Origin of the sequence: Rhodanobacter humi, from assembly GCF_041107455.1 — a bacterium.
In the GTDB taxonomy this organism is placed as follows: Bacteria; Pseudomonadota; Gammaproteobacteria; order Xanthomonadales; family Rhodanobacteraceae; genus Rhodanobacter_A.
The window spans coordinates 522338-536630 of record NZ_JBGBPY010000001.1 but is presented as its reverse complement, the minus strand read 5'-3'; the positions used below and the strand labels follow the sequence as shown (position 1 = coordinate 536630).

The 14293-nt window shown below is 69.6% G+C and carries 12 protein-coding genes; 9 read left to right on the top strand and 3 right to left on the bottom strand.

What is annotated here, in order from left to right:
* Positions 1-138 precede the first annotated feature (138 nt).
* The 4 genes from AB7878_RS02525 (at position 139) to AB7878_RS02510 (ending at position 5634) form a co-directional block, all read left to right on the top strand.
* The gene (locus tag AB7878_RS02525; protein WP_369492845.1) at positions 139-1074 is read left to right on the top strand and encodes a GlxA family transcriptional regulator; all 936 of its coding nucleotides are present in this window, start codon (positions 139-141) and stop codon (positions 1072-1074) included.
* A gap of 174 nt (positions 1075-1248) precedes the next feature.
* On the top strand, positions 1249-2238 hold the full coding sequence (locus tag AB7878_RS02520; RefSeq protein ID WP_369492844.1) for a VOC family protein: 990 nt from the start codon (positions 1249-1251) through the stop codon (positions 2236-2238).
* A gap of 123 nt (positions 2239-2361) precedes the next feature.
* Complete coding sequence (locus AB7878_RS02515; protein WP_369492843.1) at positions 2362-3660, top strand: M24 family metallopeptidase; 1299 nt, start codon at positions 2362-2364, stop codon at positions 3658-3660.
* Positions 3661-3834: 174 nt separating this feature from the next.
* Positions 3835-5634 carry a peptide-N4-asparagine amidase gene (locus AB7878_RS02510; protein ID WP_369492842.1) on the top strand — a complete coding sequence of 600 codons (1800 nt, stop codon included), beginning with the start codon at positions 3835-3837 and terminating at the stop codon, positions 5632-5634.
* Between the two features lie 35 nt (positions 5635-5669).
* Here the strand turns inward: AB7878_RS02510 and AB7878_RS02505 are convergent, their stop codons facing one another.
* Together AB7878_RS02505 and trxC are read right to left on the bottom strand one after the other, a co-directional pair.
* The gene (locus AB7878_RS02505; RefSeq protein ID WP_369492841.1) at positions 5670-6869 is read right to left on the bottom strand and encodes an amino acid deaminase; all 1200 of its coding nucleotides are present in this window, start codon (positions 6867-6869) and stop codon (positions 5670-5672) included.
* Positions 6870-7024: 155 nt separating this feature from the next.
* Positions 7025-7462, bottom strand: a complete 438-nt coding sequence (trxC, locus tag AB7878_RS02500; RefSeq protein WP_369492840.1) for a thioredoxin TrxC — start codon at positions 7460-7462, stop codon at positions 7025-7027.
* A 179-nt stretch (positions 7463-7641) separates the two neighbouring features.
* On the opposite strand from trxC, the gene AB7878_RS02495 reads away from it, so the two are divergent.
* Complete coding sequence (locus AB7878_RS02495) at positions 7642-8997, top strand: chloride channel protein (RefSeq protein WP_369492839.1); 1356 nt, start codon at positions 7642-7644, stop codon at positions 8995-8997.
* 94 nt (positions 8998-9091) lie between these two features.
* On the top strand, positions 9092-10282 hold the full coding sequence (locus tag AB7878_RS02490) for a M23 family metallopeptidase (protein ID WP_369492838.1): 1191 nt from the start codon (positions 9092-9094) through the stop codon (positions 10280-10282).
* A gap of 22 nt (positions 10283-10304) precedes the next feature.
* On the opposite strand, the gene pyrC is transcribed toward AB7878_RS02490, so the two are convergent.
* Positions 10305-11342: a dihydroorotase gene (gene pyrC / locus AB7878_RS02485; protein WP_369492837.1), complete on the bottom strand. Its 1038-nt coding sequence runs from the start codon at positions 11340-11342 to the stop codon at positions 10305-10307.
* A 212-nt stretch (positions 11343-11554) separates the two neighbouring features.
* Here pyrC and AB7878_RS02480 point away from each other — a divergent pair, with 212 nt between their 5' ends.
* From AB7878_RS02480 to AB7878_RS02470, 3 genes are all read left to right on the top strand, one after another.
* Entirely contained in the window at positions 11555-13126 is a 1572-nt protein-coding gene (locus tag AB7878_RS02480; protein ID WP_369495705.1) for a M28 family metallopeptidase, read from the top strand.
* Between the two features lie 243 nt (positions 13127-13369).
* Entirely contained in the window at positions 13370-13804 is a 435-nt protein-coding gene (locus AB7878_RS02475) for a helix-turn-helix transcriptional regulator (protein WP_369492836.1), read from the top strand.
* Between the two features lie 60 nt (positions 13805-13864).
* Positions 13865-14275, top strand: a complete 411-nt coding sequence (locus AB7878_RS02470; RefSeq protein WP_369492835.1) for a VOC family protein — start codon at positions 13865-13867, stop codon at positions 14273-14275.
* Positions 14276-14293 lie beyond the last annotated feature (18 nt).

The window sequence follows — 14293 nt, the reverse complement described above, 5'->3', positions numbered from 1 at the left end:
GGGGCCAGTCTAGCCCGCGTCTGCGGGGTGCCGTTTCCCGGGAGGCTTGAAGCATGCTGAGCGCTTCGCGCCCCGGCTTGACGCACGCCTCGCGATTACGCCACTTTTCCGCCACTGCACATGCGAGTGGCCGGCACCATGCGACGCGAGATCGCCATCGTGGTTTTCCCGGGATTCCAGCTGCTGGACGCGGCCGGCCCGATCGCGGTGTTCGAGATGGCCGAGCGTTTCCGGCCGGACAGCTACGCGATCAGGGTGCTCGCCCCTGGCGGCGGCAGCGTGCGCAGTTCCGCGGGCGTATGCCTGGCGGCCGCGCCGCTGGGGCAGGAGCGCTTCGACACGGTGATCGTCTCGGGCGGCAACCTGGCGCAGGTCGAGGAGAGCCAGCGCGACATCATGGCCTGGCTGGGCGTCGACGCGTGGCGGCGCACGGCGGGCGTCTGCTCCGGCGCGTTCTTCCTCGCAGAGGCCGGCTTGCTCGACGGCCGGCGCGCCACCACGCACTGGGACGCGGCCGAACGCTTCCGGTTGCGCTACCCGAAAGTGCGCCTGGATGCCGACCGGATGTTCGTGCGGGACGGCGAGCTGTGGACCTCGGCGGGCATCTCCGCGGGGATCGACCTGGCGCTGGCGCTGGTCGAGGACGACCTCGGCCCCGCCATCGCGCGACGCGCGGCGCAGCAGTTGGTGGTGCACCAGCGACGGCATGGTGGGCAGTCGCAGTATTCCGCCCTGGTGGAACGCGGTGGCCGCACCGGGCGCTTCGGCGAGCTGATCGGCTGGATGCGCGCGCGCCTCGCCGAGCCGATGACGGTGGAGCGGCTGGCCGAGCGCGCCGCGATGAGCCCGCGCAATTTCGCCCGCGCCTTCGCGGCGGAGATCGGCGCGACGCCGGCCAAGGTCGTGGAGGGTCTGCGCCTGGAGTCCGCGCGCATCGCGGTGGAGACCAGCCATCTCGGCCTGGACCACATCGCCGCGGCGACGGGTTTCGGCGACGCCAGCCGCATGCGCCGCGCCTTCGTCCGCGCGTTCGGCATGTCGCCGCAGTCGCTGCGCCGTGGCGCGGGTGCCTGAGCGCGGGGCTTGTCGCCGATCGATGCCGCAATGCGCCGTGCATGCAGGTGCGTTGGCCGTTTTTGTCCGGATATTGTCCTTGCAGGCGAGCGGCGATCCGCCGATAAAAGGGCGCCCGGAGCAAGCCGGCCGGCTTGCCGGGAAAATTCCCCAACCTTGCACGTGAGGATGCGCATGCGCCTGATCCGCTACGTTTCGGCATGGCTGCTGTTGTGCGCGGGTGTCGCGCAGGCTTCGACCCCGGCGACCGTTCCCGCGGCACCCGCCACGCGGCTCGACCACATCCTGCTGTGGGGGCGCGGCATCGACCAGGCCACCGCGGTCATGGCGGTCAAGCTGGGCTTCCAGGTGCGGCCCGGGCGCGACCCCGGCGGCGTGGCCAATCGCTACATCCGCTTCGCCGACAGCAGCTTCATCGAACTGCTCGGCATCACCCGGCCCGATCCCGCGTTCGACCCCGGCATGCAGGAAGACCAGCAGGCGCTGAAGGGCGGCCCGGGTTCGCGCACCTTCGGTTTCCGCACCGCGTCGCTGGATGCGATCCACCAGTCGCTGCAGGCACTGCACTACGCGGTCACGCCGTTCTTCTCCGGCCCCGACAGTGCGAAGCCGGGCTGGCGGCTGTTCGCGTTCGACCATGCGCCGCTGTCGAGCAACACCTTCTTCATCGACTACGCGGCCGGCTACGCGCCCGATCAGTTCGATCCCGCCAACGCCGCCGACTACCGCGTGACGCGCGAGCATCCCAACGGCGCGCGCGAACTGTCGTCGATCTGGCTGGTGTCGGCCGATGCCGATGCCGACCGCCGCCAGCTCGAGAAAATGGGCTACGGCCATGCGGTGCCGGTCAAGCTGCCCGCACTCGGCGCGAAGGGCTATTGCGTGCCGGTCGGCCCGACCGCGCTGCTGGCGCTCCAGCCCGACGGCGCGGGCCTCGCCGCGCAGACCATGGCGAACGGCGGCGCGCGCATCCTGGGCGTGAGCTTCGGCGTGAGCGACCTCGGGCGTGCGCGGCGCTGGGTGGAGCGCGGCTACGAGCGCCAGCTGACGACCTACCGCGGCCTGTCCGGCGAGTCCTTCCTCGCGCCGACACGGGACGACCTCGGCCTGTCCATCGAATTCCATGCGATGCAGCCGGGCGAACCGGCTTGCGCAGGGGCGTGATGTCGAGGCGGCGCTGAGCGGGTTCGTCGCGGCGAATCGCGCGGGTGGCCATGCCTTTTGCCAGTGGCGAACCGCCCGTGGCCGTGCCGCAATATCGGCCCGGTCCCGGACGAGAGCGAACCCATGAGCAAGCGCCACGACGCGATGCACCCCGGCCGCCGCCGCTTCCTGCAATCCACGGCGCTGGGCGCGGCGGCGCTGCCGGTGGCGATGCTGGGCGCCGGGGCGAAGGCCGCAGAAGTCGGCGGCATCAAGCTGCCGGCGGCTATCCTCGCGCTGCAGCCGGTGAAGTCGCAGGTCGTGCCGATCACCGACGATGAGCGCCGCGCGCGCCTCGCGAAGGCGCAGGAGCTGATGGGCCGGCACGGCATGGACGCCATCTACCTCGATGGCGGCACCACGCTGGACTACTACACCGGCATGCGCTGGTGGACCAGCGAGCGCCTGATGGGCATGCTGCTGCCGCGCTCGGGCGACCCGGTGTACATCACGCCCGCGTTCGAACGCAGCCGCGCGCTGGAGCAGATCCGCTTCGGCCACGACGTGCGCACCTGGCAGGAGAACGAGAGCCCGTACGCGCTGATCGCGCAGCTGATGCGCGAGCACGGCGCCAGCACCGGCACGCTGGGCATCGAGGAGAAGGTGCCGTTCTTCCGCTCCACCGGCATCGCCGCGGCGATGCCGCAGGCGAAGCTGGCGCCGGCGACGCCGGTCACCGCGGGCTGCCGCGCGATCAAGAGTCCCGCGGAACTCGCGCTGATGCAGGTGGCGAACAACGCCACGCTGGCCTTGTACAAGGCGATCTGGCAGAGCCTGGAACCCGGCATGACCCAGCAGCACATCGCGGCGTGGGTGGACGCCGGCTACGCGCGCATGGGCCTGCGTGGCGAGGCCAGCATCAACGTCGGCACCTACACCGCGCTGCCGCACGGCTCGCGCGAGCCGCAGGTGATCCGCGACGCCACGCCGGTGATGCTGGACGACGGCTGCTACGTGGAGGGCTACCAGAGCGACATCACCCGCACCTTCACGCTGGGCAAGGCCAGCGACCAGATGAAGCGGGTGTTCGACGTCGTGGCGAAGGCGCAACGCGCCGCGCTCGCGGCCGCGCATCCGGGCGCGGCGATGGAGTCGGTGGACGCCGCCGCGCGCAAGGTCATCGTCGATGCCGGCTACGGCCCCGGCTACACGTATTTCTCGCACCGCCTCGGCCACGGCATCGGCATGGACATGCACGAGTGGTATTACCTCGTCGAGGGCAACCCGCGGAAGATCGAGGCCGGCATGTGCTTCAGCGACGAACCCGGCATCTACATCCCCGGCGAGTTCGGCGTGCGGCTGGAGGACGACATGCACGTCGGCGCCGACGGCGCGCGCTGGTTCACGCCGCAGAGCCCGTCGATCGAGCGGCCGTTCGGCTAGGTTTCCGGACCGGGCCGACGTTTCGATCGCGCGCCACGCCGGGTTTGCCCCGTTCAAACCGGAGGCCGTGCCACGATGACCCCTCCATGGCGGACGGCCCGAGAACGGGGAGCATCGACAGTGGCGAACAAGAGGAAGGGTGGACTGCGGCGATGGCTGCCAGGATGCGTCGCATTGCTGGCGACGTGCGCGGTGTCGGCGGCGGCCTTGCATGCAGCCACCGCGGCGCGGTTCGAGCTGGGTTCGCGCGTGGTGGCCACGGCCGAGCCGCCGGTGTCGCGGCCGGCGGCCAAGCCCTGCACGGTGACGTTGTTCTCCCATGAAGCGTTCGACGACCAGGGCGATGGCTCGTCGATGGCCGCGCGCCCGCATCGCTTCGAGTTCGCGCCGCCCAAGGGTTGCGCGGATGGCTGGAGCAAGGTGGTGCTGGAGGCGGATTTCTCGGTGCCGGCCGGGCGCCAGTTCGACCGCACCGTGGCGCTGTGGCTGGGCGGCGTGAACCTGTATTTCGGCACCACCATCGAGCCCGAGCCGGGCGTGGCCCAGCACTGGCACGTCGAGCGCGACCTCAGCGACTACGCCGCGCTGTTCCGGCAGGCGCAGCCGGGGCAGCTGATCCTCAACAACTGGATAAGCCCGGCGACCAACCAGCCGATCTACGTGGACGCACGCCTGCTGTTCTATCCGGCGAGCGACGGACAGCCGGCCATGGCGTCCGCGGATCGTGTCTATCCGATGAGCGGCGATCCGCGCGGTCAGCAGGCCGCGCTCGACAATCCGCAGCAGAGCCTGTCGCGCGAAATCACTTTCCCGCGCAACGTGGAGCGCGCGTATCTCGATGTGATCGCGCAAAGCCAGGGGTTCGACGAGCGCTGGTACATCTGCGTGGACAACGCTTATCTGGAGAAGACGCGCGACTACTCGCTGGAGTCGTTCGAAGCCTGCGATGGCGGCAGCTTCCGCGGCGTGGAAGTGCTGGTGGACGGCCAGCCGGCCGGGTTGGCGCCGGTGTATCCGTGGATCTTCACCGGCGGCATCGAGCCGCGCCTGTGGTTGCCCACACCGGCCTTCCAGACGGCCAACTTCATTCCGACGCGGGTGGACCTGACGCCGTTCGCCGGCCTGTTCGACGACGGCAAGCCGCATGCGGTGGCGGTGCGCGTGCCGGGCGCACACCACTTCTTCAACGTGGCGGCGAACCTGCTGGTCTATCTCGATCCGCACGCCAGCAAGTTGAGCGGCGAGGTGACACAGGACACGCTGGCCGCGCAGCAACCCGCCGGGCTGGTGGTGCACGACACCCTGCATGCCGATGCCGCGGGCCGCATTGTGGGAACGATAGACACCGACCAGTCGCAATCCGGCGTGATCGTCGGGCGCCTGCACACGCTGCACGGGGACCTGACCACCACCGTGCAGTACACCAGCGGCTTCCACAATCACATGAATTTTGCGCGGCCGGGCGACAAGCGCTACGACGAAACCGTCGACCAGGTGGGTACGATGAAGGTGGCCATGGAGCGCCAACTGGATGGCAAGCATCTGGACGGCTATACGGTAGAACAGCGCGACCCGCTGTATCTCTCCGTGCAGAAGACCATGATCACCACCGGGCAGGACTTCACGGCCTTCGTGGCGATGAAGCTGGGCCATCGCATTGAGACGCATCGTACGAATGCGCAGGGCGCGAGCTACCACGCCGTACTGGACGAGAACCTCGCCACCCACGACCACGCCCCGGGCAAGGCCATCCCCGATCCGCTCGACCACACCGACTTCGCGTACGACGAAGCGGGCGAAGAGCTGGTGTCGTTCACCGACTCGCTGGGCAGCTGCTACCGCGCCGCCATCCAGTCGCGCGACGGGCGCCTGACGTCTGCCACCGAAGGCGTGGGTTGCCCCGGCAACAGCAATCGACTGGACAGCCGCTCGCGTCCCGACCACCCGTGGTTGGCGCCGCTGGACAGACGGTAACGATCCCGGTTGCGACAGCGCCCGTGGCAGAGGCGCTAGAAGAACGTCGGTATCACTTCCAGCACGCGCAGTTCGTCGTCGACGCGCAGCACCTGCCGCCACTTGTCGAACGTCAGGCAGGGGTGGGAGGCGCCGAACGAAACGATGTCGCCGACGCGCAGGTCGGCGTCGGCGGGGATAGCCAGCATGGTGTGCTGGTCCATCACCTTGCGGGTCGTGCAGTGCCGAAGCGGATGCGCCGGTTCGCCGGGGCGGTGCCGTTGCAGCGGGATCGGCAGGTCGGGATCGCAGGAAATGTCGCGCTTGCCCATCGCGACGACCGCCAGGCCGGGCTCGGGCAGCGATTGCACGTGGGCGAACACGGCCAGCGCGGGTTGCAGCTCGCCTTCGAGTTCCGGGTCGCGCGCCTTCACTTCGGCCATCGCGTCGCGATACGAGCGATGGTCGTGGACGACATAGCAGCCGGGACGCAGGACCGGCGTGCAGTGCTCGCGCAGGTCCGCCTGGTCGAACGCCTCGGCGATCAGGTCGAACCATTGCGAACCCGCCGCCGTCACGATCGGCTTGCGATCGGCAAACGTTCCCGCATCCATCAGTCCGCGCAGGGTGGCGACGAGTCGCCGGGCGTAGGCGCGGACATCGTCGGCCGCATGTTCGCCGCCGATCAATCCCTCGTAGCCTTCGATGCCGCAGAGCGCGAGTGCCGGCGCGGCCGCGATGGCATCGACCAGTGTTGCGAGCGCGGCTTCGTCGCGCACCCCGCAACGGCCGCCGGGCACGCCGAGTTCGACCAGCACGTTCAAGGTCAGGCCGCGCTCCCCGAAAAACCGGTCCAGCGCCGCGACGTTGGCCGCGCTGTCGACCACGCAGCAGTAGTCCGCGCCGCGCCCGATCAGGCCGGCGACGATCGCCATGTTCGGTGCGCCGACGAGCTGGTTCGCCATCAGCAGGCGCGTGGCGCCGTGTTCGAAGGCCACGGCGCACTGCACGGCGGTGGCCAGCGTGATGCCCCAGGCGCCGGCATCGAGCTGGCGGCGGAACAGCGCCGGCGTCATCGTGGTCTTGCCGTGCGGCGCGAACTGCGCGCCGTGGTCGTCGGCGTAGCGCTGCATCCAGGCGATGTTGTTGGCCAGCGCCGAATCGAGGATCACCGCGGCCGGCAGGCTCACATCCTCGAGCAGCGACGGGCCGGTGACGGGACTGCCTTTTTCGGGTTGTCGTGCCTGGGAAGTCATGGGCTGCGAGTTGGTCGGAGGGCGGACCATGGTAACCATCTCCGCCGGGTCCGGCGTCGCGCCGAGGGTTGTCGACCGCTTCCCGGGTCGAAGGCTCGCGGCATGAGCCCCTCGGTTGCGATGACTCGCGCCGCCAGGGATGGGGAGTCAGCCCGTCACGCGCCCTGTGCCCGCGCCCACTGCACGATGCCCGCGGCCTGCATCGCGCCGGCCTGCCGCGCCACTTCGCGGCCACCCTTGAACAGCGCGAGGGTGGGGATGCTGCGGATCGCGTAGCGGGCGCCCAGCGCCTGCTCGGCGTCGGTGTCGACCTTGAGCAGGCGCACGTGCGGTTCGAGTTGCGCGGCGGCCTGCGCGTAGTGCGGGGCCATCATCTGGCACGGGCCGCACCAGGTCGCCCAGAAGTCCACCAGCACCGGGATGTCGTTGCGCGCGAGGTGTTTCTGGAAGGCAGCCTCGTCGACGGCCAGCGGATGGCCGGTGAACAGCGGCTGGTGGCATTGGCCGCAGACGGGCGCCGCGACCAGGCGTTCGGCCGGTACGCGGTTCACGGCTTGGCAGTGCGGGCAGACGAGATGCAGCGGGTCGCTCATGGCTTGAGCCTCGCGGGTTCGACGTTGCCCGGGATATGGGGCTGGTGAAGTCCCGATCAATGTGGCGGCACGGCGTCGGCGGACCCGGGCGAGGCCTTGCGGCGCACCGGGCGCGCTGTCGGCGGGCGTTATACTCGCCGGGTTTTGTCCCGCTCTCTCATCCCACAGCAGCCACGCCGATGCGACGATTCCGTCTGACCGAACCGCTGGTGATGCTGGCGACCGTGCTGCAGTGGCTGGTGCTGTCGATCTGCACCGGCGCGGTGGTCGGCGTGGGTTGCACGCTGTTCCTGCGCGCGCTGTACGCCAGCGAGGGCCATGCCTACGCGGCACCGTGGTGGTGGCTGGCGCTGGCCTTGCCGCTGGGCGGCCTCGCCAACGGTCTGCTGCTGCATTACGGCTATCGCTTGCGGCGCAGCACGTTCAACGACAACGCGATCGTGGCGGTCAACGAGCAGCACGGCAAGCTGCCGTTCCGCACGATGTGGATCAAGCCCGTGGCCGCGATCATCACCCTGGCCTGCGGCGGCTCGGCGGGCAAGGAAGGGCCGTGCTCGCACATCGGCGCCAGCCTCGCGGCAGTGGTGGGACGCGTGCTGCACCTCAATCCGGAGATGCGCAAGCGCCTGCTGGCCTGCGGCGTCAGCGCGGGTTTTTCCAGCGTGTTCGGCACGCCGATCGCGGGCGCGATCTACGGCGTGGAGATGCTCGCGATCGGGCGCATCCGCCACGACTTCCTGTTTCCCGGCATCGTCGCCGGCGTCACCGCGTTCGAGGTCTCGCGGGCGCTGGGCGTGCCTTACCCGCATTACGTCATCGACTTCACCGGGCAGTTCACCGAAGTGCTGTTCCTGAAGACCGTGCTGATCGGCGTGCTGTGCGGCGGCGTGGCCTGGCTGTTCGTGGAGCTGCTGCGGCAGGCGAAGAAACTGTTCGGCGGGCTGAAGCAGCGTTATGCGCTGTGGCCGCCGCTGGTGCCGATGCTGGGCGGCATCGTGCTGGCGCTGCTGGTGATCGTGGTGCCGATCGATTACCTGGGCCTCAGCCTGCCGCTGATGGAGCGCGCGCTGCACGGCGAGACCATGCCGTACCTCGGCTTCCTGTGGAAGGCGCTGCTGGTGGCGATCACGCTGGGTTCGGGTTTTTACGGTGGCATCGTCACGCCGCAGTTCGTGCTCGGCGCGGTGGCCGGCGGCGCCTTCGCGCATCTGTTCGGCCTGCCGCCCGCGCTGGGCGCGGCGGTGGGGCTGGTGGCAGTGGTGGCCTCGGCCTCCAACGCGCCGATCGCCGCGATCCTGATGGGCGTGGAGCTGTACGGCGCCGACGCCACGCTGTACGTGGCCGGCGCCTGCGTGGCGGCCTACCTCATCATCGGCCACCGCAGCGTGTATCCCGAGCAGCAGATCGCCTTCAGCAAGTCCGCGTGGATCTTCGCCCGCGCCGACCTGCCGGTGGGACAGGAGAAGGTGCGCTTGTCCTACGGCCTGCTGCGCTGGTGGCGGATGCGACGGCGCAAGGGAAAGCGGTTGCGCTGAGCTGGCAGTCCCAAGCGGTGTGGAGCGTGCGCCCGTCCCGCCGGTGCCGCCGCTCGTCCCGCGTGGCGCAACGCTGGTCACGCCGCGCTGTGCGATGGCCGCCGGCGAGGTCATCATGACGGTTTCGCGGCGGGAGCGGCGCATGAAGATCGTGGCGGGTGCGTTTTTCGCTTGTCTGCTGGCCGTTGCCGGCATCGCGCGGCCGGCCATGGCGGAGTCGGCCCGGCAGTCGTTCGACCTGCGCGTCCTCGATGCGCCGCATGCGGTGCGCACCGATGCCGGCATGCAGGTATTCCAGGAGCTGCACCTGACCAATTCCACCGATGCGCCGCTGGCCGTGGCGCGCGTCGAGGTGGTGGATGCGGCGGACGGGCAGGTACTGGCGGCGTTCGCGGGCGAAGACCTGCAGCGACGCCTGGCGCTGATCGGTGCGCCGCTCGCCGCACGCGACACGACCGTGCCGCCCGGTCGCCATGGCGTGGTCTACATCGAATGGCCCGTGCATGACCGTTGCCCGGCGGCGATCGAACACGTGGTGACGTACGCCGCACCGGGCGGCGCCGGGCAGGGCTCCGTGCGCGGTGCCCGCGCGACGGTGGCGTATGCGACCGGCACTCCGCTCGGCCCGCCGTTGCGTGGCGGTCCGTGGATCGCCGTGCATGCAGCCGCGTGGCGCAACGGCCATCGCCGCGTGTTCAACACGGTCGATGGCATGGCGCGCATTCCGGGACGCTTCGCCGTCGACTTCATCCGGGTCGACGCCACGGGGCGTATGACACGCGGGAATCCGGACGTGCCGGGCGACTGGCTCGGCTACGGTGCCGCGGTGCTGGCCGTTGCCGACGCCAGCGTGGCTGCCGTGCGCGATGCGATGGCCGAATCCGTCAGCGTGTCCGGCAACCCGAAACACGCGCTGGCCGAGGACGCGGGCAACTACGTGGCGCTGCGCCTCGACGACGGCCGCTACGCGTTCTACGAGCACCTGCGGCCCGGCAGCGTCGCGGTCAGGGTCGGCCAGCGCGTGCATCGAGGCGAGGTGCTCGGGCAGTTGGGTTTCACCGGCGCGTCGGTCGGCCCGCACCTGCATTTCCACGTGTCCGATGGGCCTTCCACGATAGCCTCGGAGGGACGCCCGTTCGTGCTCGACGCGTTTGACCTGCTGGGTGCCTACGCGGATCCGGGGATGTTCGGCAAGGCGGTCTGGACGCCGCGGAACGAGGCGGAGGCCCGGCGACGGCAGGCGGAATGGCCCGCGGAGAACGCCGTCGTCCGTTTCGCCGATTGAGTGGCGTTTAGAGGGGAGGTGCCTAGGCCAGCGACCACGCCACGTCCTGGCCCGCCCGGAACGGCACGCAGACGCTGTCGCCGAAGGGCAGGGTGGCGGGCACGGTCCAGGGCTTGCGTTCCAGCACGATCCGGTCGCGGTTGCGCGGCAGGCCGTAGAAGTCCGGGCCGTGGAAGCTGGCGAAGGCTTCCAGTTGGTCCAGCTTGCCGGCTAGTTCGAAGGCTTCGGCGTACAGCTCGATGGCGGCATGCGCGGTGTAGATGCCCGCACAGCCGCAGGCGGCTTCCTTGGCGTGCTGCGCGTGCGGCGCGCTGTCGGTGCCCAGGAAGAAGTGCGGATCGCCGCTGGTGGCCGCTTCCAGCAAGGCCTGGCGATGCGTCTCGCGCTTCAGCACCGGCAGGCAGTAATGGTGCGGGCGGATGCCGCCCTCGAAGATCGCGTTGCGGTTGAGCAGCAGGTGGTGCGCGGTGATGGTGGCGCCGACGTGGCTCGGCGCTTCGCGGATGAACTCTGCCGCGGCGCGCGTGGTGATGTGCTCCAGCACCATGCGCAGCTGCGGGAAACGCGCGCGCAGCGGGATCAGCTGGCGCTCGATGAAGGCATGCTCGCGGTCGAAGATGTCCACCGCCGGATCGGTGACCTCGCCGTGCATCAGGAGCGGCAGGCCGTGCCGTTCCATCGCTTCCAGCACCGGATATACGTGTGCCAGGTCGCGCACGCCGGCCTGCGAGTTGGTGGTGGCGCCGGCGGGGTAGTACTTCACGGCGCGCACGAAGCCGCTGGCCTTCGCGCGCGCGACCTCGTCCGGCGCGGTGGCCTCGGTGAGGTACAGCGTCATCAGCGGCTGGAAGCGCGTGTCCGCCGGCAGTTGGCCGAGGATGCGCGCGCGGTAGGCCTCGGCCTGCGCCACCGTGGTCACCGGCGGCTTGAGGTTCGGCATCACGATGGCACGCGCGAACTGCCGCGCGGTGTCGGCCACCACCGCGCGCAGCGCCGCGCCGTCACGCAAGTGCAGGTGCCAGTCATCGGGGCGGGTGATTTCGAGGCGTGCGGGCGACATGCGGTGCGGCTCCGTGGGGCGGATCGAGGCGGCGGGCGCGGGGCGTGGATGCCGCCGGAACGGGGCCGTCATGGTATCGGATCGATGGGGCACGCTGGCGCCGCGTCGCCGGACGGACCATGACCATTGACCCATGAATGCGATCGGGCGGGGCGCTAGATTCGAAAATTCTTGCGCCAAGCCATTCGGGGTAAATCGTGATCAAGCGTTGCATGTGGGTGTTGTGCCTGGGTTTCAGCAGCATGGCCATGGCCCAGGAGCCGGTGGACCTGGAGATGGTCAATCGCATCCGCCAGGAGGCCTTCCACCATTCGCAGGTGATGGACATTCTCGGCCACCTCACCGAGGACATCGGCCCGCGTCTCACCAATTCGCCGCAGATGGCCCAGGCCAATGCCTGGACCCAGGAGAAGTTCAAGGGCTGGGGCCTGGCCAACGTGCACGACGAGGCCTTCGACGACTTCGGCCGCGGCTGGGAGTTCAGCGAGTCCAGCGTGGAGATGCTGGCGCCCCGCACTGCGCCGCTGTACGCGCTGCCGAAAGCGTGGACGCCCGGCACGAATGGCCCGGTCGAGGGCGAGGTGATGCGCGTCAGCATCAAGACCCGCAAGGACCTGGACCAGTACAAGGGCAAGCTCAAGGGCAAGATCCTGTTGCTGGACGACGCGCGTGCGTACAAGCCCGGCACCGAGGCGAACTGGCAGCGCTACGACGCGGCCGGCCTCGCCGAGCTGCAGGACTTCGCCCTGCCCAAGGACGCGAAGCGCGACCGCGCCACCTTCCTCAAGCGCTACACCGAGCGGCAGGAGCTGGCCCGCGCGATCAACGAGTTCTTCGTCGCCGAGGGCGCGCTGGCCACCATCGGCATCAGCGGCTGGGACAACGGCGTCATCCGCGTGGGCGGCGGCGGCTCGCGTCGGGCCGGCGAATCCGCGGGCGTGCCGGAGCTGGCCATGGTCGCCGAGCACTACAACCCGCTGATGCGTGCGCTGGAACGCAAGGAGACGGTGAAGCTGCGCGTGAACGTCAAGGCGCGCTTCACCGACGAGGCCAACCAGCCCGGCTACAACACCGTCGCCGAGATCCCCGGCAGCGGCAAGGCGAACGAGGTGGTGATGCTGGGCGCGCACATGGATTCCTGGCACACCGGCACCGGCGCCTCGGACAACGGCGCCGGCGTGGCGGTGATGATGGAGGCGATGCGCATCCTCAAGGCCGTGGGCGCGAAGCCGAAGCGCACCATCCGCGTGGCGCTGTGGAGCGGCGAGGAGCAGGGCCTGATCGGCTCGCGCGCCTACGTGGCGAAGCACTTCGCGGCCTACCCGGAGCCCACTGATCCTGCGCAGAAGGCGCTGCCCGCGTCGCTGCGCGAGCCCACCGGCGCGCTGCAGAAGAAGGCGGATTACGAGCGCTTCGCGGCCTACTTCAACATGGACAACGGCTCGGGCCGCTTCCGCGGCATCTACGCGCAGGAGAACACCGCGGCGATGCCGATCTTCAAGGCGTGGCTGGAGCCGTTCCACGACGTCGGCGCCACCACCGTGACCAGCCGCAACACCGGCAGCACCGACCATGTGTCGTTCGACGCCGTGGGCTTGCCGGGCTTCCAGTTCATCCAGGACCGGCTGGACTACTCCACCCAGGTCCACCACAGCAACCTGGACACCTACGACCATTCCTCGCCGGAAGACCTGAAGCAGGCCGCCGCCATCGTCGCCTCCTTCGTCTGGCACGCCGCGCAGCGCGAGGAAAAACTGCCGCGCAAGCCGCTGGCGCAGGACTGATCGTGTTTTTCCCTCCGGAAAGCCTGATTGGCGCTGACTCTCGGTAACCGACCACCGTTCGCCCTGAGCGTAGGCCCGAAGGGCCGAAGTCGAAGGGCTGTCGCGGCGGCGCTTCGACTTCGCTCGCTATCGCGAGCTACGCTCAGCGCGAACGGAGCCCTTTACTGAGACTCGGCGCCGAGTCGGGTACGGAGGAGACGCCGGCGCTTGAGGCTCGTCCCCCACCGTGGGACGATCCTGCCGATGAGCGACCAGCCCGCCCCGGCAACGCACCTGCGCGACCTTGCCCGGCTGCGCCGCGTGCGCGACCGCATCGATCGCGAATACGCGCAGCCGCTGAATGTCGAGGCGCTGGCGCACGGCATAGGCATGTCGGCCGGTCATCTCAGCCGCCAGTTCAAGCTCGCCTTCGGCGAATCGCCTTACAGTTATTTGATGACGCGGCGCATCGAGCGCGCGATGGCCTTGCTGCGCCGTGGCGACCTCGGCGTCACCGAGGTCTGCTACACGGTGGGCTGTGCCTCGCTGGGCACCTTCAGCACCCGCTTCACCGAACTGGTCGGCATGTCGCCCGGTGCGTATCGACGCGAGGCGGCGCAGGCCACGGCGGGCCTGCCGTCCTGCGTGGCGCGGCAGGTGACGCGACCGGTCAGGACGCAACCGATCAGGAATGGATGAAGCGCCAGCCGCCGAGCCTGACCTAGCATGACGGCTCCTCCCGCACCGAGCCGTACCGCCATGGACATCAGCATCCACGCCAGCTTCCTCCCGCACGCCGACCCGGACGCCTCGCTGGCGTTCTACCGAGACACGCTCGGCTTCGAGGTGCGCAACGACGTCGGCTACCACGGCATGCGCTGGATCACTGTCGGTCCCGCCGATCAGCCCGGCACCGCCATCGTGCTGTTCCCGCCGAACGCCAGCCCCGGCGTCACCGACGAGGAGAAACGCACCATCGCCGAGATGATGGCCAAGGGCACCTACGCGATCATGCTGTTGGCCACCCCGGACCTCGATGCTGCGTTCGAAAAGATCCAGGCCAGCGGCGCCGAGATCGTCGAGGAACCCACCATGCAGCCCTACGGTGTGCGCGACTGCGCCGTACGCGATCCCGCGGGCAACCTGCTGCGTGTGCAGGAGCGGCGTTGAGCCTTTCGATATCGATCA